The 20,185-nt window shown below is 66.0% G+C and carries 19 protein-coding genes; 9 read left to right on the forward strand and 10 right to left on the reverse strand.

Annotated features, from left to right (window positions below):
- Window positions 1-3,446 (forward strand): multifunctional oxoglutarate decarboxylase/oxoglutarate dehydrogenase thiamine pyrophosphate-binding subunit/dihydrolipoyllysine-residue succinyltransferase subunit (locus CG716_RS08480; RefSeq protein WP_110883938.1); only part of this gene is annotated, 3,446 nt, incomplete at its 5' end.
- 82 nt (window positions 3,447-3,528) lie between these two features.
- Window positions 3,529-4,290, forward strand: coding sequence for a class I SAM-dependent methyltransferase (locus CG716_RS08485; RefSeq protein WP_094478438.1), 762 nt, complete (start codon window positions 3,529-3,531; stop codon window positions 4,288-4,290).
- A 114-nt stretch (window positions 4,291-4,404) separates the two neighbouring features.
- On the opposite strand, the gene CG716_RS08490 is transcribed toward CG716_RS08485, so the two are convergent.
- Complete coding sequence (locus tag CG716_RS08490; RefSeq protein ID WP_094478950.1) at window positions 4,405-4,779, reverse strand: DUF732 domain-containing protein; 375 nt, start codon at window positions 4,777-4,779, stop codon at window positions 4,405-4,407.
- Between the two features lie 101 nt (window positions 4,780-4,880).
- On the opposite strand from CG716_RS08490, the gene CG716_RS08495 reads away from it, so the two are divergent.
- Window positions 4,881-5,711 (forward strand): SDR family NAD(P)-dependent oxidoreductase, encoded by an 831-nt coding sequence (locus CG716_RS08495; RefSeq protein ID WP_094478440.1) that lies wholly within the window; start codon window positions 4,881-4,883, stop codon window positions 5,709-5,711.
- A 5-nt stretch (window positions 5,712-5,716) separates the two neighbouring features.
- Here CG716_RS08495 and CG716_RS08500 read toward each other — a convergent pair whose 3' ends face one another.
- A complete protein-coding gene (locus tag CG716_RS08500; protein WP_165774090.1) occupies window positions 5,717-6,556 on the reverse strand; it encodes a glycine betaine ABC transporter substrate-binding protein in 840 nt (279 codons plus the stop codon).
- Between the two features lie 23 nt (window positions 6,557-6,579).
- Entirely contained in the window at window positions 6,580-7,740 is a 1,161-nt protein-coding gene (locus CG716_RS08505; protein WP_094478444.1) for an NAD(P)-dependent malic enzyme, read from the reverse strand.
- 145 nt (window positions 7,741-7,885) lie between these two features.
- Here CG716_RS08505 and CG716_RS08510 point away from each other — a divergent pair, with 145 nt between their 5' ends.
- The gene (locus CG716_RS08510) at window positions 7,886-8,995 is read left to right on the forward strand and encodes a magnesium and cobalt transport protein CorA (RefSeq protein WP_094478446.1); all 1,110 of its coding nucleotides are present in this window, start codon (window positions 7,886-7,888) and stop codon (window positions 8,993-8,995) included.
- Window positions 8,996-8,998: 3 nt separating this feature from the next.
- On the opposite strand, the gene CG716_RS08515 is transcribed toward CG716_RS08510, so the two are convergent.
- The 6 genes from CG716_RS08515 to CG716_RS08540 form a co-directional block, all read right to left on the reverse strand.
- Window positions 8,999-9,595: a suppressor of fused domain protein gene (locus CG716_RS08515; RefSeq protein ID WP_094478448.1), complete on the reverse strand. Its 597-nt coding sequence runs from the start codon at window positions 9,593-9,595 to the stop codon at window positions 8,999-9,001.
- Window positions 9,596-10,768: an ABC transporter ATP-binding protein gene (locus CG716_RS08520; RefSeq protein ID WP_094478450.1), complete on the reverse strand. Its 1,173-nt coding sequence runs from the start codon at window positions 10,766-10,768 to the stop codon at window positions 9,596-9,598.
- Window positions 10,769-10,779: 11 nt separating this feature from the next.
- Window positions 10,780-11,616, reverse strand: a complete 837-nt coding sequence (locus tag CG716_RS08525) for a carbohydrate ABC transporter permease (RefSeq protein ID WP_094478452.1) — start codon at window positions 11,614-11,616, stop codon at window positions 10,780-10,782.
- A 2-nt stretch (window positions 11,617-11,618) separates the two neighbouring features.
- Window positions 11,619-12,518, reverse strand: a complete 900-nt coding sequence (locus CG716_RS08530) for a carbohydrate ABC transporter permease (protein ID WP_094478454.1) — start codon at window positions 12,516-12,518, stop codon at window positions 11,619-11,621.
- A complete protein-coding gene (locus CG716_RS08535) occupies window positions 12,515-13,927 on the reverse strand; it encodes an ABC transporter substrate-binding protein (protein WP_094478456.1) in 1,413 nt (470 codons plus the stop codon). Before CG716_RS08535 ends, CG716_RS08530 begins: the two co-directional genes overlap by 4 nt.
- Before the next feature lie 164 nt (window positions 13,928-14,091).
- A complete protein-coding gene (locus CG716_RS08540; protein ID WP_094478952.1) occupies window positions 14,092-14,610 on the reverse strand; it encodes a YflT domain-containing protein in 519 nt (172 codons plus the stop codon).
- Between the two features lie 151 nt (window positions 14,611-14,761).
- Here CG716_RS08540 and CG716_RS08545 point away from each other — a divergent pair, with 151 nt between their 5' ends.
- Window positions 14,762-15,397, forward strand: coding sequence for a DUF4190 domain-containing protein (locus CG716_RS08545; protein ID WP_094478458.1), 636 nt, complete (start codon window positions 14,762-14,764; stop codon window positions 15,395-15,397).
- Between the two features lie 4 nt (window positions 15,398-15,401).
- Entirely contained in the window at window positions 15,402-15,866 is a 465-nt protein-coding gene (locus tag CG716_RS08550) for a DUF4190 domain-containing protein (RefSeq protein ID WP_094478460.1), read from the forward strand.
- A 6-nt stretch (window positions 15,867-15,872) separates the two neighbouring features.
- Here the strand turns inward: CG716_RS08550 and CG716_RS08555 are convergent, their stop codons facing one another.
- Window positions 15,873-16,841 (reverse strand): HpcH/HpaI aldolase/citrate lyase family protein, encoded by a 969-nt coding sequence (locus CG716_RS08555; RefSeq protein ID WP_094478462.1) that lies wholly within the window; start codon window positions 16,839-16,841, stop codon window positions 15,873-15,875.
- Window positions 16,842-16,865: 24 nt separating this feature from the next.
- On the opposite strand from CG716_RS08555, the gene CG716_RS08560 reads away from it, so the two are divergent.
- From CG716_RS08560 to CG716_RS08570, 3 genes are all read left to right on the forward strand, one after another.
- A complete protein-coding gene (locus CG716_RS08560; protein ID WP_094478464.1) occupies window positions 16,866-18,173 on the forward strand; it encodes a magnesium transporter MgtE N-terminal domain-containing protein in 1,308 nt (435 codons plus the stop codon).
- A gap of 136 nt (window positions 18,174-18,309) precedes the next feature.
- Complete coding sequence (locus CG716_RS08565) at window positions 18,310-18,855, forward strand: DUF1003 domain-containing protein (RefSeq protein ID WP_094478466.1); 546 nt, start codon at window positions 18,310-18,312, stop codon at window positions 18,853-18,855.
- Window positions 18,856-19,000: 145 nt separating this feature from the next.
- Entirely contained in the window at window positions 19,001-20,152 is a 1,152-nt protein-coding gene (locus CG716_RS08570; RefSeq protein WP_234817762.1) for a lytic transglycosylase domain-containing protein, read from the forward strand.
- Window positions 20,153-20,185: the final 33 nt, after the last annotated feature.

The raw sequence follows: 20,185 nt of genomic DNA on the forward strand, positions 1-20,185 counted from the left end.
CCGCCAAGGCACCCGCCCCCAAGGCGGCCCCGACATCGGTGGACAACGGCGACGAGACACAGGTGTTGCGGGGTGCCGCGGCCGCCGTCGTCAAGAACATGAACGCCTCGTTGGAGATCCCGACCGCGACCAGCGTGCGGGCCATCCCGGCCAAGCTGATGATCGACAACCGCATCGTCGTCAACAACCACCTCAAGCGCACCCGCGGCGGCAAGGTGTCGTTCACCCACCTGCTCGGCTACGCGATCGTCCAAGCGGTCAAGTCGTTCCCGAACATGAACCGCCACTACGCCGAGATCGACGGCAAGCCCAACGCGGTCACGCCGGAGCACACCAATCTGGGCCTGGCGATCGACCTGCAGGGCAAGGACGGTAAACGCTCGCTGGTGGTGGCCGCGATCAAGAACTGCGAGACCATGCGGTTCGGCCAGTTCATCGCCGCCTACGAAGACATCGTGCGACGCGCCCGCGACGGCAAGCTGACCGCCGAGGACTTCGCCGGTGTGACGATCTCGCTGACCAACCCCGGCACCATCGGCACCGTGCACTCGGTGCCCCGGCTGATGGCCGGCCAGGGCGCGATCGTCGGTGCCGGTGCGATGGAGTATCCGGCGGAGTTCCAGGGCGCCAGCGAGGAGCGCATCGCCGAGCTGGGCATCGGCAAGGTGATCACGCTGACATCGACCTACGATCACCGCATCATCCAGGGCGCGGAGTCCGGCGATTTCCTGCGCACGATCCATGGGCTGCTGCTCTCCGACGACTTCTTCGACGAGATCTTCTTCGAGCTGGGCATCCCCTACGAGCCGGTGCGCTGGCGCACCGACAACCCCGACTCGATCGTCGACAAGAACGCCCGGGTCATGGAACTGATTGCGGCCTACCGCAATCGCGGCCATCTGATGGCCGACATCGACCCGCTGCGGTTGGACAAGACCCGGTTCCGCAGCCACCCCGACCTGGACGTCAACACCCACGGCCTGACACTGTGGGACCTGGACCGGGTGTTCAAGGTCAGCGGGTTTGCCGGCAAGGAGTACAAGAAGCTGCGCGACGTGCTCGGGCTGCTGCGCGACGCCTACTGCCGCCACATCGGCGTGGAGTACACCCACATCCTCGAACCCGAACAGCAGAAATGGCTGCAGGAGCGCATCGAGGTCAAACACGAAGGGCCGACGGTCGCCCAGCAGAAGTACGTGCTGTCCAAGCTGAACGCCGCCGAAGCCTTCGAGACCTTCCTGCAGACCAAATACGTTGGCCAGAAGCGCTTTTCGCTTGAAGGTGCAGAAACCGTCATCCCGATGATGGACGCGGCGATCGACCAGGCCGCCGAGCACGCCCTCGACGAGGTTGTGATCGGTATGCCGCACCGCGGCCGGCTCAACGTGCTGGCCAACATCGTCGGCAAGCCCTACTCGCAGATCTTCAGCGAGTTCGAGGGCAACCTGAACCCGTCGCAGGCGCACGGCTCCGGGGACGTCAAGTACCACCTGGGTGCCACCGGCAACTACATCCAGATGTTCGGCGACAACGACATTCAGGTCTCGCTGACCGCCAACCCGTCGCATCTGGAAGCCGTCGACCCGGTGATGGAAGGCCTGGTCCGGGCCAAGCAGGATCTGCTAGAACACAGAGGATCCGGCGGCTCCGATGAGTCTCGGGCTTTCACCGTCATGCCGCTGATGCTGCACGGCGACGCCGCCTTCGCCGGTCAGGGCGTGGTGGCGGAGGTGCTGAACCTGGCATTGCTGCGCGGCTACCGCACCGGCGGCACGATCCACATCATCGTCAACAACCAGATCGGCTTCACCACCTCGCCGCAGGACTCGCGTAGCTCGGAGTACTGCACCGACGTCGCAAAGATGGTGGGAGCCCCCATCTTCCACGTCAACGGCGACGACCCGGAGGCCTGCGTCTGGGTGGCACGGCTGGCGGTGGACTTCCGGCAGAAGTTCAAGAAGGACGTCATCATCGACATGCTGTGCTACCGCCGTCGCGGACACAACGAAGGTGACGACCCGTCGATGACCCAGCCCTACATGTACGACGTCATCGACACCAAACGCGGTGTGCGCAAGACCTACACCGAAAGCCTCATCGGCCGTGGCGACATCTCGATGAAGGAGGCCGAGGACGCACTGCGCGACTACCAAGGCCAACTGGAGCGGGTGTTCAACGAAGTTCGTGAGCTGGAGAAGCACGACATCGAGCCCAGCGAGTCGGTCGAGGAAGACCAGATGATCCCGCGCGGCATGACCACCGCGGTGGACAAGGCGCTGCTGGCCCGCATCGGCGACGCGCACCTGGCGTTCCCCGAGGGCTTCAGCGTGCACCCGCGCGTCAAGCCGGTGCTGGAAAAGCGCCGGGAGATGGCCTACGAGGGCAAGGTCGACTGGGCCTTCGCCGAATTGCTGGCACTGGGAACATTTTTGGCGGAAGGCAAGCTGATCCGGTTCTCCGGACAGGACACCCGTCGCGGCACGTTCACCCAGCGGCACTCGGTGATCATCGACCGCAAGACCGGCGCGGAGTTCACCCCGCTGGACCTGTTGACCGTGAACCCCGACGGCACGCCGACCGGCGGCAAGCTGCTGGTGTACGACTCGGCACTGTCGGAGTACGCGGCAGTCGGCTTCGAATACGGCTATTCGGTGGGCAACCCCGATGCGTTGGTGCTGTGGGAGGCGCAGTTCGGCGACTTCGTCAACGGTGCGCAGTCGATCATCGACGAGTTCATCAGCTCCGGTGAGGCCAAGTGGGGCCAGCTCTCCGATGTGGTGCTGCTGCTGCCGCACGGCCACGAGGGCCAGGGCCCAGACCACACGTCGGGCCGCATCGAGCGGTTCCTGCAACTGTGGGCCGAGGGCTCGATGACGATCGCGCTGCCGTCGACTCCGGCGAACTATTTCCACCTGCTTCGCAGGCACGGCCTGGACGGGGTGCACCGTCCACTGATCGTGTTCACCCCGAAGTCGATGCTGCGCAACAAGGCTGCCGTCAGCGACATTCGGGACTTCACCGAGCAGAAGTTCCGGTCGATCATGGAAGAGCCGGCCTACACCGACGGCGAAGGCGACCGCGACAAAGTCACCCGAATCCTGTTGACCAGCGGCAAGATCTACTACGAACTGATCGCCCGCAAGGAGAAGGACAAGCGCGACGACGTCGCGATCGTGCGGATCGAGCAGCTGGCGCCACTGCCCAAGCGGCGACTGAGCAACACGCTCGACACCTACCCGAACGCAGGAGAATTCTTCTGGGTACAGGAGGAGCCGGCCAACCAGGGCGCGTGGCCGACATTCGGTCTCACGCTGCCGGAGTTGTTGCCGGAGAAGCTGACCGGGATAAAGCGAATCTCGCGGCGGGCCATGTCGGCACCGTCGTCGGGCTCGTCGAAGGTGCACGCGGTCGAGCAGCAGGAGATCATCGACGAGGCGTTCGGCTGATCAGCTGTGAGTCGACTCCCAGGGCGCTGGCGGCGAAAGACGTAGCACCCTAGCGACGTCGGCGGCGGCCTATCGTGGGTTGATGAGCGTCCTAGAGCTACGTCACCACAAGGCTGACTACGGTTATGACGGGGACTACAGCAAGGTGTCCGCGCCCGCCGTGGCCGGGATAACCGCATTGGCGAGCGCCGGCCTGCTGGCCTCGGCGGCCAGGAGTCTGCGGCGCGGTAAACGCGTCACGGCAGCGGTGACTGGCGGCACTGGGGCCGCCATCGCCATAACGGCGGCGATGTTCATCCGCACCACGCGCATCGGCAAGTTCGAGGTATGGGCCGAAGTCCTGGACGGCTTGCGGCTGCGCGGTGACGAAACCGTGCTCGACCTGGGCTGCGGGCGCGGCGCGGTGCTGCTCGCGATCGCCAAGCTGCTGCCGCGCGGTCGCGCGATCGGCGTCGACATCTGGCGCGCCGACCAGACCGGCAACTCGCAGCAGAGCACGCTGGGCAACGCCGAACTAGAGGGTGTGGCCGACCACGTCGAGGTGCGCACCGCCGACATCACCGACCTACCGTTCGACGACAACAGCATCGACGTGATCGTCAGTAGCCTTGTCGTGCACAACATTCCGGGTGCAGCAGCCCGCGCGAAGGCGATCAGCGAAGCGGCCCGGGTGCTGCGCCCCGGGGGCAAGCTGGTATTGGCGGACATCTTCAACACCAACCACTACGCCCGCCAGCTTCGCGAGCTTGGCTGGACCGATACCCGTCGTCGCGATCTTGGCTGGCGGATGTGGTGGGGCCCGTGGATGGGCACGCACCTCGTCACCGCCACCAAGCCCGTGTAAGGGGGACTGCGGGCTCCGAGCGTGGGGGTTTTAGAGGCTTAATCGCCCGCATTATTTCAACGACTACCCCCACGGTCGGCTGTTCGGCTAGTCGACCGCGTGACCTTCTGGTCTCTAGAAACCCCAGTTGCCCAAGAGCGGCAGCGGGATCGGCGATGTGCCGTTGGCCAGGTCCTGCATGGCGCGCGGGCAGAAGAACGAGACGGCGATACCGGTGAACATGGTGGCCGGCCCCAGCGGACGGCCCAGGCTGTCGGCAACCGTGGACGCGATGTCGGCGGTGTTCTGGCTGCGATCGGCAAGCAGCGGGCAGATGGATTGCCCCAGTTGTACGGCCTGCCCCGGATCAATCCCCGTGATGCCGGCGCTACTCAACGCGGCAAGAAAATCGTCGGAGGTGGGGTCAGCCTGGGCCGGCGCCGCCTGCGCCAGCGCGCCGGCGATCAGCCCAGCGCTCACCGCGGCGCTGGTCAAACGGCGAAACATCATGTTGTAAGCATCGTAACCGGGCATCCCCCTGTTACCCGAGGGCGGGAACCCGATACCCTTGGTCCCATTAAACACGCGTCGAACAACTCGGAGGAGCGTTCATGCAGGGGTTTGCCGGGAAGGTAGCTGTGGTCACCGGAGCGGGGTCGGGCATCGGCCAGGCCTTGGCAATCGAGCTTGGCCGCTCCGGCGCCAAGGTCGCGATCAGCGATATCGACACCGATGGTCTCGCGGTGACCGAGGAGCGACTGAAGGCCATCGGCGTCGAGGTCAAGGCTGATCGGCTCAACGTGACCGAGCGGGAGGCCTTCCAGGCCTACGCAGATGGCGTCAAGGCACACTTCGGCAAGGTCAACCAGATCTACAACAACGCCGGCATCGCGTTCTCCGGCGATGTGGAGATCAGCCAGTACAAGGACATCGAGCGGGTCATGGACGTCGACTTCTGGGGCGTCGTCAACGGCACCAAGGTGTTTCTGCCCTACCTGATCGAGTCCGGTGACGGACACGTCGTCAACGTCTCCAGCCTGTTCGGGATCTTTTCCGTGCCCGGCCAGGCCGCTTACAACTCGGCCAAGTTCGCGGTCCGCGGGTTCACCGAGGCGTTGCGCCAGGAGATGATCCTGGCCAAGCACCCGGTCAAGGTGACGACCGTGCACCCCGGTGGCATCAAGACCGCCATCGCGCGCAACTCCACTGTCGCCGAGGGGCTCGACCAGGCCGAGATGGCGAAGGCGTTCGACAAGAAGCTGGCCCGCACGACTCCGGAGCGGGCGGCTCAGATCATCCTCGAGGCCGTCCGCAAGAACAAGGCCCGGGTTCTGGTCGGCGCCGACGCCAAGATTCTCGACGTGATCGTGCGCATCACCGGATCGGGCTACCAGCAGCTGTTCTCCACCGTGCTGCCCAAGCTCGCCCCACCGATGCGCTGAATTCGTCAGCGGCCCAACGGGTGTTGTGACAGCCAGTCCTCGGCGACGGAGCGCGGGTCGCGGCCTTCGGCGACGTGCTGGCGCATGTCGACCAGCGAACCGGTGTCGAGCACGCCCGCGACTTCGTTGATCGCGCGGACCTGCTGCTCGTTGAGCTCGTTGCGCCGGTAGATCGGCACGATGTTCTCGGCCATCACCAGCGTGGGTTTGCGGTCGGCGAGCACGACGAGCTCACTGGGCATTCCGACTTCGGCGGTTCCCGTCCAGCCGGCAGTGATGTCCCCGGCCCGCAGTGCGGCGAACATCGTTGCCTGGTCGGGGAATTCGCGTAACGGGGGCAGGGTGCAGGTCCCGACCGCGGTCGGCAGCCCACGCTCATGAGCGACGGAGCCGACTCCCAGCCCGGCACAATGACTCACCAGCGCGGCGAGATCGCGGCTCCCCCACGCCGTCGCCGTCGCGTCGGTGACGACCAGAGCGGGCTTGTCCTCTGCTCCCGTGGTGTAGTCGCCGGCGGCCAGACCCTCCGGCAGGACCCCGACCATCGCGCGGTACACCTGCGAATCCGAGCGTGCCGTCGTGCCAGGGGCAAATGTCTGCAACAGCCGGCCGGTGAATTCCGGTGCCACACTGACTGTCCCGGAATCCAAGGCCTTCAACGGATCGTCGACCGTTTGCACGTTCGCGGCATTGCCATAGGAACGCAATGCCGCGGCGTACAGGTTGGCCAACAGCGCCATCTCCGGATCGGCGGTCGCGCCGACAGCCAGCGACGGGCCCGGCGACGGCGATCCACAAGCCACGACCGCCAGAGCCAGCAGCCCCAGCACCAGCCGGCGAATCATCGTCGGCCTCAAGGGATATCGCCTCAGGACTTGGATGCCGCGGCCACCGCCGCGGCCACCGCGGGGCCGACCCGTGGGTCCAGCGGGCTCGGCACGATGTGATCGGCGGCGAGGTCGTCGCCGACGACGGAGAAGATCGCCTCTGCGGCCGCGACTTTCATCTTCTCGGTGATCCGCCGCGCGCCGGCGTCCAGGGCACCGCGGAACACACCCGGGAACGCCAGAACGTTGTTGATCTGGTTGGGGAAGTCGCTGCGGCCGGTCGCGACGACCGCGGCATGCTTGCGCGCGGCGTCCGGGTGAATCTCGGGATCCGGGTTGGACATCGCGAACACGATGCCTCCTGGTGCCATCGTCGCGATCAACTCTTCGGGAACGAGTCCGGCTGAGACCCCCATGAACACGTCCGCGCCAACGAGCGCCTCGGCGATCCCACCCGTGAGCCCCCGTGGGTTAGTCCGCGTAGCCAGCTCTGCCTTGACCGAGTTCATATCGTCGCGGCCGGTGTGCAGGATGCCCTGGCTGTCCAGCACCGTGATGTCGGCGATGCCCGTGGCCAGCAGAATGTTTGTGCACGCCACCCCGGCGGCACCTGCACCCGACATGACCACCTTCAGCGTGTGCATGTCACGATCGAGAAACTTGGAGGCGCCCAGCAGCGCGGCGAGTACGACGATCGCGGTGCCGTGCTGGTCATCGTGCATGACGGGGCAGTCCAGGGCTTCGATGAGACGGCGCTCGATCTCGAAGCATCGGGGCGCGGAGATGTCCTCCAGGTTGACGGCACCGAACGTCGGGCGCAAACGGATGATCGTCTCGACGATTTCGTCAGGATCCTTCGTGTCGAGCACGATGGGGATCGAGTCCAAGCCGCCGAACGTCTTGAACAATGCGGACTTGCCCTCCATCACCGGAAGCGACGCGGCGGGACCGATGTCGCCGAGGCCGAGGACAGCGGTGCCGTCGCTGATCACCGCGACCAGTCGATTGGCCCAGGTGTACTTCTTGGCCAGGGTGTGGTCGGACGCGATCGCCCGGCTGACCTGGGCGACGCCCGGGGTGTAGGCGATCGACAGTGCGCGCTGGGTGTCCAGCGGCGCCTTCAGCTCGACGGACAGCTTCCCGCCGACGTGAGCGGCGAAAATCTCTTCGTCGTCGATGACGACGCGGGGGGTACTCACCATTTCAGACACGGCGTCAGGGTACTCGCCCACCGATCCTCACCGGGAGGGGTTCCCCCGCCGTGAAGTACGCCGCAAAGGCTACTGGCGCGTAGCATTTCGCTCGGGCCCAACGGGGCCTCACCTGCCGTCTGAGGGGAGGCCGCTTATGCCGTCGTTCCGTCCACTGCCACAGTCATTGCTCGGCTCCAACAGGTCCACCGCTGCTCCAGCTGAGGTCGACGCCAAACGTATCCATGTGCCCGTCGCCCGGGCCATGGTCGATTGCGCGATCTATGTCGAGGGCGAACGACTGCCGGGCAAGTACACCCATGCCGCCGCGCTGGCCAAAGTCCAGGAACTCTGCGCCGCGGGACAGAAGGCCTTCGTGTGGCTGGGGTTGCACGAACCCGACGAACATCAGATGGAATCGGTGGCGCACACCTTCAACTTGCATCCGATCGCCGTCGAAGACGCCGTGCACGCCCATCAGCGCCCCAAGGTAGAGCGTTACGACGACGCGCTGTTCCTGATCGTCAAGACCGTGAAGTACGTGCCCCACGAATCGGTGGCGCAGGCCCGCCAGATCGTCGAGACCGGCGAGATCATGGTGTTCGTGGGTGCCGACTACGTGGTGACCGTCCGGCACGGCGACCACACCGGCCTAGCCGGCCTCCGCCACCAACTGGAAGCCGAGCACCTCCAACTCGCACTAGGGCCGTACGCCGTCATGCACGGCATCGCCGAACATGTCGTGGAGAGCTATCTCGACGTGGCACGCCTGATGGAATGCGATATCGACACCATCGAGGAGGAGGCTTTCTCCCCCGACCTCAAGACCGACATTGCCCAGATCTACATGCTCAAGCGCGAAGTCGTCGAAATGCGCCGCGCCGTCGGCCCTTTGACCGCCGCGCTGCAGAAAATCACCAGCGACCACAAAGACTTGATGACCAAGGAAGTGCTGCGCTACATGCGCGACGTGCTCAGCCTGCAGACGCAGGCCGGTGATCAGATCAGCAGCTACGACGAGTTGCTCAGCTCCCTGGTGCAGGCCGAACTCGCCAAAGTCGGTCTGCAACAGAACCTCGACATGCGCAAGATCTCAGCCTGGGTAGCGATCGCGGCCGTGCCGACGATGATCGCCGGCATCTATGGAATGAACTTCGAGCACATGCCCGAGCTGTCATGGGCGTGGGGTTATCCGGCGGTGCTGACGGTGATGGCGACGGTCTGCGGATTCCTGTATCTGAATTTCCGTCGCAACCACTGGCTGTAATCGCTAGCCCGGCTGGGCCGCACGGCGGTTCGGATCCAGCACATCGACGCCGTCGTCCAGCCAGGCCCGGCGCATGGCTTCGGCGCCTTTGAGCCGCACCCACGCCGCCTCCGTCTGGGTCACCGGTACGGCCGCCAGAAAACGAACCGGGTCCCGGGGCGCTTCCAGAGGCAGGTCGGGAATGGCTGAATCACCAAGCAGCACAGCGGTGAACGAGGCCCCGTCCCACAGCGGTGCCGACAGGTCGATCAACGCGTCGGCCACCAGCACCACCCCTTCCACCGCGGGCGTGGCCGCGACCACTGCCAGACTGCGGGCCAGACCAGGCGTGGCCGTACTGGTCAACAGGCTCAGCACCACCTCGGCGCGTGGACCATGCAGCGGGTCGGCGACGCCGGACGTCGGATCCACCATCGGATGCCGCGAACAGCCCAGCGTCACATAGTGAGCGACGCCGCCACGGTCCGGGCCGAAGCGCAATACCTCGATGCGTTCCAGACCCAGGAATGTCACACTCGCCGAATCCGGCTCGGCATCGAACCCGGCCTCGGTGAAGTGGCCGCGCACGTGGTCGCGGACCGGATCCAGGGGCTGACTCACTTAGGCCGACGGCGGGATCGTCAGGTTCACGCCACTGTCGGCGTCGAAGATGTGCACCTTGGTGGTGTCGAACGCCAGCTCCACCGTCTGACCGATCACCGCCTTGGACTCCGCGGACAGCCGTGCCACGAACTCGTTCTCACCGGCGCCGGACTCCGCAGCCAACTCGGCCAGCTGCACGGACTTGGCACCAACACCGGAGGTCGCGAAGTACACATACTTGTCGGCGCCCAGAGACTCGACCAGGTCTACCTTTACCGAGAAAATAAACGCCCGGATCCGCTCGTAGGCGTCGAGCAGCGAGGCGTCCTCGAAATGCTCCGGACGCACCCCCACGATGACATTGGCGGCCTTGGGATGGCGGCCCACCACATCCTGGATCTCCTGACTGAGCGTCACCTCGCCGAATGGCAGCTGCAGTCCCATATCGGTGAGCACCGCGGGGAAGAAATTCATCGCCGGTGATCCGATGAACCCGGCGACGAACAAATTCGCCGGTCGCTCGTAGAGCTCCTCGGGGGAACCGATCTGCTGCGCCTCCCCCGCGCGCAACACCACGACCCGGTCGCCGAGCGTCATCGCCTCGGTCTGGTCATGCGTGACGTACACGGTGGTCGTTCCCAGCCGGTTCTGCAGCCGGGCTATCTCACCGCGCATCTGAACGCGTAACTTGGCGTCGAGGTTGCTCAGCGGCTCGTCCATCAGGAATGCCTTGGGCTGGCGCACAATCGCGCGCCCCATCGCGACCCGCTGCCGCTGGCCGCCGGACAACTGTGATGGTTTGCGATCCAGAAGTTCGGACAGGTCAAGGATTTTCGCTGTTTCCTCGACCTTCTGGGCAATCTCGGACTTGTTCAGCTTGGCGAGCGTCAACGGGAACGCGATGTTCTGCCGAACCGTCATGTGCGGGTACAGCGCGTAGGACTGGAACACCATCGCGATGTCGCGGTCGCGTGGCGCCTTCTCGTTGACCCGACTGCCGCCGATACGCAGCTCCCCGGAGCTGATGTCCTCTAAGCCGGCGATCATGTTGAGGGTGGTGGACTTTCCGCAACCGGAGGGTCCGACCAGGATGACGAACTCACCGTCGGCGATCGTCAGGCTGAGGTCCTTCACGGCGATTGCGCCATCCGGGTAACTCTTGGTGACATGGTCCAGAACGATCTCGGCCATTGAAAACCTCGCTACCCCTTCACCGCGCCGGAGGTCAACCCGGCAACGATCCGTCGTTGGAAGATCAGAACGAATACGATGATCGGAACCGTGATCACCATCGCGCCCGCGGCGATCGAACCGGTCGGCTCCTCGAATTGCGAACTGCCGGTGAAGTTCGCGATGGCCACCGGCGCGGTGATCGCGGCGTTGGTGGCCGTCAGCGACAACGCCAGCAGCAGGTCGTTCCAGGCGAAGATGAACACTAGGATGGCGGCGGTCACGATGCCCGGCGCGGCCAGCGGCGCGATGACCCGGCGGAACGCCTGTGCCGGGGTGGCGCCGTCCATCTTGGCGGCCTTCTCCAGATCCCAGGGGATCTCCCGGAAGAACGCCGACAGTGTGTAGATCGCCAGCGGCAGCGCGAAGGTGATGTAGGGGATGATCAGTCCCGGCCAGGTGTCGAACAGACCGAGCTGGCGCTCGATGTTGAACAGCGGTGTCACCAGCGAGATCTGGGGAAACATCGCGATCAGCAGTGCGGCGCCGATCAACGCCTTCTTACCTCTGAATTCCAACCGGGCTACCGCGTAGGCAGCCATACCGCCGATACCCACCGCTATCAGCGTAGTGATGAGCCCGATCCCGATCGAGTTGACCAGGGCGGAGCTGAACGCATCGCCGCTGAAGATGCCCTTGTAGTTGTCGAAGGTGATCTGCGACGGAATCAGCTTGCCGTCCTTGACTGTTGACGTGGGCTTGAGCGACAGGCTCAGGATCCACAAGACCGGGAACAGCGCATAGATCACCACGAGGGCGTCGATGACCACCCAGCTCGCCGCCCGCCTGGCGCCAACCCGCTCAGACATCTCTAGCCCACCTCGTTGTCTGTACCGGGCGCTGATGCGCCGAACAACTTGATGTAGACGAACGCGATGATGGCCACCGAGAGGAATACCAGCACGCTGATCGCCGAACCCAGGCCGATGTTGAACGCCTTGAACAGGTTGTCGTAGCCCAGGATCGACACCGAAGCGGTGTCATTGGCGCCGCTGGTCAGCACGTAGATGTTGTCGAAGATCCGGAACGCGTCGAGCGTGCGGAAGACCAGTGCCACCAGGATCGCCGGTTTGATCAACGGCAGCGTCACCTTGACCAGGCGCGTCCACGGGCCGGCCCCGTCCATCTGAGCTGCCTTGAGCAGATCTTCTGGCACCAGCGCCAGCCCGGCCAGCAGCAGCAAAGCCATGAACGGCGTGGTCTTCCACACCTCGGCCAGAATGATGACGGCCAGTGACGGAATCTGTTGCGTCAGTGGCGCACTGCCGTCAGGCAGCAGATTGGCAAGATAGCCGGTACCCGGCGTCCAGGCGTAGTACCAGCTGTAGGAGGCTGCGACGGTGACGATGCCGTACGGAATCAAAACCGCAGTCCGCACCAGGCCTTTGCCGAAGATGGTGCGGTGCATGACAAGCGCCAGCGCCATGCCCAGCACGAACTCGATTGCCACCGAGATCACAGTGATGACCAGCGTCACGACGAACGCCGTCCACCAGTACTTGTCGGTGAGGATGGTCTGGTAGTTCTCGAACCAGATGAACTTCGTGTCCGCCGGGCTGGCCAGGTTGTAGCGCTGCAGGCTCAGCCACAGGGCGTACACGATCGGGTAGGCGGTCACCGCCAGCATCAGCACGACCGCCGGGGTGATCAGCAGATACGCCAGCTTGCGCTGCGACCGCCGATCGTCGGTCTTGGCAATGGAAGCGGTCATGGGATCAGCCCCTTGCCGTCAATCGCCTTCTGTACCTGCACCGTGAGCTCGTCCGCGGTCTTGTCCGGATCGATCCGGGTGATCGGGGCCAGCGTCGCCGAGATGCGGGTCGACACCGCCTGGTAGTTCGGCGTCGCCGGGCGCACGGCCGCGGTGGTCAGCTGATCGCGGATGATCGCGTACTGAGGATATTTCTTCTGGAACTCCGGATCGGAATACAGCGATGTGCGCACCGCGGGCAGGCCGCCCTCGATCGAGGTGTACTTCTGGTTCTCCAGATTCCGGATGCAGCGCACGGCCTCGAACGCCTCAGCCGGATGACGGGTGGTCTTGGCCACCGCGATGTTCAGCCCGCCCAGCGTGACGCGGGTGGGCTGGCCCGGGATCACACCCGGGTACGGCGCGAACCCGAACACCTCCTTGGCGGCGTCGAAGGCGACGTTGAACTGGTCGTCGGTCGGCGAGAAGGTGCCCGCATCGTTGATGCTGCCCGCCAGTTCCGGCTTCTCGTTGAGCGGCAGGAACGGCACGCCGCCCTTGACGGCGTTCTCCAGCATCGAGGCGAACACGAACGGCCAGTTGACCTCCAGGGCCGCCTTGCCCTGCTCGAGGGCAAGGCGTGCGGTCCCCTCGTCGGTCTGGGTGACCGACGGGTCAGCTCCCGGCGCGGTCGCCACCGCCTTGATGATCTGCAGCGCCTTGACCGTCGCGGCCCGATGCTCAGGGGTGTCGGTCAACGTGACGTGCTTACCGTCATCGGAAAGCACCTGCCCCCCAGCACTTTCCAGCAAAGTATTGAACCACACGACCAGGCCTTCGTACTGCTTGGCCTGCACCGCGATCCAGCTGGGTTTGCCCTCGGCGTGCAGGCGGGTGGCCTCGGCCACCATGCCGTCCCAGGTATCCGGCGGCGGTGCCACCAAATCTGCCCGGTACCAAAGCAATTGGGTATTCGTGGTCACCGGTGCCGCGAAAAGTCTGTTCTGCCACTTGGCGGTTTCGAGCGGACCGGGCAAGGTGTCATCGGTCGCGTCCGCTTCGGCCTGCCCTGCGGGATCATCGGAGAGCGGTAACGCCCAGCCCGCTTCGGCGAACTCCGCGGTCCACACCACGTCGAGCGCCATCAGGTCGAGCGTGCGGTCGTTGCCGGTCAGCCTGCGCGCCAACTGCAGCCGCTGCTCGTCAGCGGCCTTGGGCAGACTGCGCTGTTCGATGCGGAAACGACCGCCGAGTTCCTCATTGCAGCGTTTGGCGACGGCGGTGAAAGTCGCAGTCTCACTGGCGGGTGTGTAGAAACTGACGACGACACCGTGATCACCGGAGCCGCACGACGACACCACTGAAGTGGTGATCAGAGCAGCTAGCGCGACCGCCCCCACCCGCCGAGCGCGTGCGCCTGGGCCTGCCACGGCAACCGCCTCCCGTCTTCTGGACTCGCCCGCAGGTGTCCGGGTTTCGGCGCACGCTGCATCGCGGCAGGGCATTACCCCGCGGCCAAACCGTAGAGCCCAACCGGCGTGATGTGCAACACTTCCACGCCGTATGCACCGAAATCGTGACGCGATCAGCCCATCTAAATCGTCAAGCGCGCCAGCATGTCCCGCGCCTTCTCGGCGCTCTGCGGATCACACAGCACGTCGTAGCGGCCCGCCACCAACTGCATGGTCGAACTGAAATCCCTTGTGCCACGGGCCATCGCGTACGGAACGGCCGACGTGATCAATCCGAAGAACACGCCTGCGACGACACCGGTGATCAGCGACGCCCACGGGTTCGGGCTGAAGAAGCCCAACACCAAGCCGATGAAGATGCCCAGCCAGGCGCCGGTGATCACGCCGCCGCCGAGCACCTTGGGCCACGTCAACCGACCCGTCACCCGCTCCACCTGCATCAAATCCACGCCGACGATGGTCACCTGTTGGACCGGGAATTGTTCGTCGGACAGGAAGTCGACGGCCTTCTGCGCCTCGGCATAGGTGGGATAGGAACCGATCGGCCAGCCCTTGGGAGGGGTCGGCAGGCTCACAGGCCCCCGACGGGACGCGGCGGACGCACCGCCAGGGTTCTGACCGGGAGGGAAGGGACTGGTCATGTCTGCACATTCTCCTGTCGTGCGCGCCGTTTGTCGCGTCGTGCCTACCCGCGCGAGGCGATCCGATGCCTGCTCAACGTGGCACCACAGGCGATGGTGCCCCAAGACCAGCCAGTCCCGCGCCACCTGCACATACGCTAGGTTGAACAGCATGACAGCTTCCGGCGGCGACACCGGCGAAAAGCCGCAGAACGCGGGCGATCAGGGCCCCTCCGAAGGGACCCACGAAGCCCCGCCCATCGAGCAGAACCCGGCGCACCCCGGCTACGAGGCGCCGCCCTCGGCTTTCGAGCCAGCCCCGCCGGCTTACCCCAACTACGGGGCACCGGGTGGGTTTCCGCCGTCGGGCTACCCCGCGCCGAGCTATCCCCCGCCGGGTTATGCACCGCAGCAGGGGTACCCGCCGCCGGCGCCCGGCGGCTACGGAGCACCCAACTACTCCGAGCCCACACCACCCGCACCGCCCTACCCCGCCCCGCAGGGTGGCGGCGCATATCCGCCTCCGCCGCCGCCACCGCAGTACGGCGGCACCCCCTACCCGGGCGGCTACGGATACCCCACGCCGCCGTCGGGCACCAACACCTTGGCGATCTCGTCGCTGGTGGCCTCAGTCATCGGGTTGTTGTGCGGAATCGGCTCGATCGTCGGCATCGTCTGCGGCGTCATCGCGCTCAACCAGATCAAGCAGAGTCGCCAGGGCGGCTACGGCCTTGCCGTCGCCGGGATCGTGGTGGGCGTGGCGACGCTGATCATCAGCATGATCTGGGCGATTTACGCCTGGCGTTGACCCGATGACCCATCCCCCATATCCGGAGGGCACACCGCCTCCCGCCGATCCCTACGCGCCGGTGGACTATCCCGCCAACTACCCGCCACTGCCGCCGCCGGTCTACCCGACGCCGTACCCGGCGTCCTACCCCCCGCCGACGGCCTACCCGTACCCGCCGCCCGGGTACTTCGGCTACACCGCCGACCCCTACGACCCCTACCGGCCGGCCAAACCGCCCGGCACCAACGGCAAAGCGATCGCCGCGCTGGTGACGTCGCTGGCGGGTCTGCTGTTGTGCGGGCTGCCCTCGATCGCCGGGATCATCCTCGGGATCGTCGCGATGCGCGAAACCAAGCGCACCGGACAGGACGGCTTCGGGCTTGCGGTCGCAGGGTTGGCGATCGGCAGCGTGGTCGTCGCTTTGGTCGTGCTCTACTTCGTGTTCGTCATCGTCATCGCGGCCAACTCGGCGTCTTACGCGACGTAGCCGCGCCTAGGTGGGCGGAGTAAACCGCTCGCCTTCGCGCGCCATCCCGGCCGCCCGGCCCTTGCCGGCGACCACCAGTGCCATCTTGCGGCTGGCTTCGTCGATCATCTCGTCCCCGAGCATCACCGCTCCGCGGGCGCCGCCGGCCTTCGACGTATGCCAGTGATACGCCTCGAGAATCAGTTCCGCACGGTCGTATTCATCTTGGCGCGGGCTGAAGATCTCGTTGCCCGCCGCGATCTGATCGGGATGCAGCACCCACTTGCCGTCGTAGCCTAGCGCCGCCGCACGTCCCGCCACCAGCCGAAACGCGTCGACATCGCGCACCTTGAGATAGGGCCCGTCGATCGCCGCGATCCCGTGCGCCCGTGCCGCGACCAGAATGGTCATCAGCACGTGGTGATAGGCGTCGCCGACGTCATAGCCCTCAGGCTGCTCGCCGACCACCAGGGTGCGCATGTTGAGACTGGCCATCAGGTCCGCCGGCCCGAGCACCAGGGCTTGAACCCGTGGTGCGCCCGCGATCGCATGGATGTTGTTGAGCCCCTTAGCATCTTCGATCTGGGCATCGACACCGATACCCCCAACCGGCAGACCGTGCGTCCGTTCGAGTTGGGTGAGTAACAGGTCCAGCGCATGGACGTGGCCGGCATCGGTCACCTTGGGCAACACGATCACGTCGAGGTGGCCGTCGCGCGCGGACGCGACTTCGGACACCACGTCGATCACGTCGGCGTAGGTCCAAGGTGTGGTCCAGTCGTTGACCCGGACACCGCGCAACTGACCGGCCCAGCCGGGGCTGGCCAGGGCTGCGCCGACTTGTTTACGGGCCTGCGCCTTGGCATCTGGCGCCACCGCGTCCTCCAAGTCGAGGAACACTTCATCGGCGGCCAAGCCTTTGGCCTTCTCGATCATCTTGAGATTGCTGCCCGGAACCGACAGGCACGTTCGACGGGGTCGATAGGCGTTGTCCACGCTTACACTCCTACCCTTTGAGTCATGGCGTCGATAAACAGGGTCTACGCGGCGCGGCTGGCAGGGCTGTCCGTGCTCGGGCCGGATGGGGAATCCCTGGGCCGGGTTCGAGACGTCGTGGTCAGTATGAGCATCGTGCGCCAGCAGCCACGCGTCCTGGGACTCGTGGTCGAAATGCTCACTCGTCGAAGAATTTTCGTCCCTATCTTGCGGGTCACCGCCATTGAGCCGAATGCGGTGACGCTCACCACCGGTAACGTGTCGTTGCGCCGATTCGCACAGCGCCCCGGCGAGGTCCTTGTTGTCGGTCAGGTTCTGGACAGCCGGGTACGGGTCAACGATCCCGAATTGCCGCAGATGGGAGGCGTCGACGTGGTGGTCGTCGACCTGGGCATCGAACAGACCCGCTCCCGTGACTGGGTGGTGACGCGGGTCGCGGTGCGCAGTCACCGAAGGTTGGGCCGGCGTTCGACGGTCCAGGTGGTGGACTGGCACAACGTGCAGGGGCTGACGCCCTCCGCGCTGGCGATGCCCGGCCAGGGTGTGGCCCAGCTGCTGCACCAATTCGAGGACAAACGCCCGATCGAGGTCGCCGATGCGATTCGCGACCTGCCGGCCAAACGCCGCACCGAGCTGATCAACGCCCTCGATGACGAACGGCTGGCCGACGTCCTGCAGGAGCTGCCCGAGGACGACCAGACCGTGTTGCTGTTGCAGCTGGACACCGAGCGAGCCGCCGACGTGCTCGAGGCGATGGATCCTGACGACGCCGCCGACCTGCTCGGCGTGCTGAACCCGACCGAGGCCGAGGTGCTGCTGCGCCGGATGGACCCCGAGGACTCCGAGCCGGTGCGACGGCTGCTGAGCCACTCGCCCGACACCGCCGGCGGCCTGATGACCTCCGATCCGGTGGTGCTGGCGCCCGACACCACCGTGGCCGAGGCACTGGCCCGCGTGCGCGATCCCGACCTGACGCCGGCGTTGTCGTCGCTGGTGTTCGTGGTGCGCCCGCCGACGGCCACCCCTACCGGTCGTTACCTCGGCTGCGTCCACCTCCAGGCGCTGCTCCGCGAACCCCCCGCCAACCTGGTCAGCGGCATCGTCGACACCGACCTGCCCAACCTGAGCCCCGGCACCTCGCTGGCCGGGGTGACGCGGTATTTCGCCGCCTACAATCTCGTCTGCGGTCCGGTGGTCGACGACGAAAACCATCTGCTGGGCGCCGTGACCGTCGACGATGTGCTCGACCACCTGCTGCCCGACGACTGGCGGGACAGCTATGAGGATCCGCAACCGTCTGACCAGACGACGGGCACAGAGGGGGCGACGTGAGCGCCCAGCGAGTAGCGAAGGCGGATCCCGCATGAGCGCCCAGCGAGTAGCGAAGGCGGATCCCGCATGAGCGCCCAGCGAGTAGCGAAGGCGGATCGCGCATGAGCGCCCAGCGAGTAGCGAAGGCGGATCGCGCATGAGCGACGTGTCAGCGCGTCAGCGGCTCGACACCCCGCGCCCGTCGCGGAGGCTGTCGTTCAACGTCGACCCCGAGGCTGTCGGCCGGTTCAGTGAGTCGATCGCCCGCTACCTGGGCACCGGGCGCTACCTGGCCTGGCAGACGATCATCGTCATCGTCTGGATCGCGCTGAACCTGGTCGCGGTGAGCTGGCAGTGGGACCCTTACCCGTTCATCCTGCTGAACCTGGCCTTCTCCACTCAGGCCGCCTACGCCGCGCCGTTGATCCTGCTGGCGCAGAACCGGCAGGAGAACAGGGACCGGGTGTCGCTGGACGAGGACCGCAGGCGTGCCCAGCAGACGAAGGCCGACACCGAGTTCCTGGCTCGTGAACTGGCTTCCCTGCGATTGGCGGTCGGCGAGGTGGTCACCCGCGATTACCTGCGTCGTGAACTCGAAGAGGTTCGCGAGTTGCTGGAAACATTGCAAGCCGACCACGGCGCCAAGGTGAAGAAGGACAAAGCCAAGAAGGCCAGCGCCGCAATCGACGACCTCAGTCCGTGACGAAGGTGACCATTGGATACCACTGGGATCACGAAGGTATGTATGGTGACTTGGTTCACAAGCGCAGGGTTTGACTGAGGACGGACGAGTGGGCATAGGAAACCGCGTCAGCCGAGCGGTGCGCAAACCTGTGTTCGGAGTTGCTGTGCTCACTCCGGTCCTGCTCGCCGGCGCTGTCGGAGCCGCTCCCGACCTTCCCCACGCGCCCGTCGTCGGCACCGAAGTCACTCCGCTGGCGGCCGTCTCGCCGCAGACCGACACCTCGGGCGCCACCGTCGTCGCGCTAACCAAGCAGCCCACCAACTTTCACTTCGCCGCGGCGGCGCCCTCGGTCCCGCCGCCGGCCATCGTGGTGAACTCACCGGGATCTATGCGGATCCCCGCGGTGCCGCTGGCCGCCTACCGCAACGCCGAGCAGGCGATGGCCGCTACCGAGCCCGGCTGCGGGGTGAGCTGGAACCTGCTGGCCGGCATCGGCCGCATCGAGTCCATGCACGCCAACGGCGGCGCCACCGACGCCCAGGGCAACGCCCTCTACCCGATCTACGGCCCGACGCTCGACGGCTCCCTGACAGGCAACGAGGTCATCGTCCAGACCGTCCAGGCCGGCCGCCCCGTGTACGCCCGGGCGATGGGACCCATGCAGTTCCTGCCGGGCACCTGGTCGCGCTACGCCGCCGACGGCAACGGGGACGGCAAGGCCGACCCACAGAACGTCTACGACGCGGCGCTGGCCGCGGCCCGGTACCTGTGCAGCGGCGGGCTGAACCTGCGCAACCAGTCGCAGGTGCTGACCGCGATCCTGCGCTACAACAACTCGATCGCGTATGCCCAGAACGTGCTGGGCTGGGCCGCCGCCTACGCCACCGGCGTCGAACCGATCAACCTGCCGCCGATCGTCGGACCGGCACCGGCCATCGGCGACGCCCACTTGGACAACCCCGAAGGCTTGGGTCCCGGCCTGCCGCTCAACGCGATCGGCCTGCCGTCCACCGACCCGCTGACCCAGGTACCGCTGGTCAACCTCGGCAACAGCGAAACCGCCGGATCGATGATGCTCGGCCCGCTCCCCGGCCCGGCCAGCGCGCTGCCGGGTCTGCCCTGCCAGGTGATCTGTCTTGGCACGCAGGCCCCGCCTCCGGTGGTCGCCCCAGCCGACGCGGTGCCCGATGCTCCCCCGCCGTGGCAGCCGCCGTGGCAGTTGCCGCCCCCGCCAGCACCTGAGCCCACCCCTGAAGCACCGGTGACCCCGCTGCCCGCCGTGCACGGCGCGCTGCCCGGGCCGGCCGCCGGCTGACCCGATAGACCCGGGACGCACAGCATCCGGACA

Source organism: Mycolicibacterium sphagni (assembly GCF_002250655.1).
GTDB classification, from domain to species: domain Bacteria; phylum Actinomycetota; class Actinomycetes; order Mycobacteriales; family Mycobacteriaceae; genus Mycobacterium; species Mycobacterium sphagni.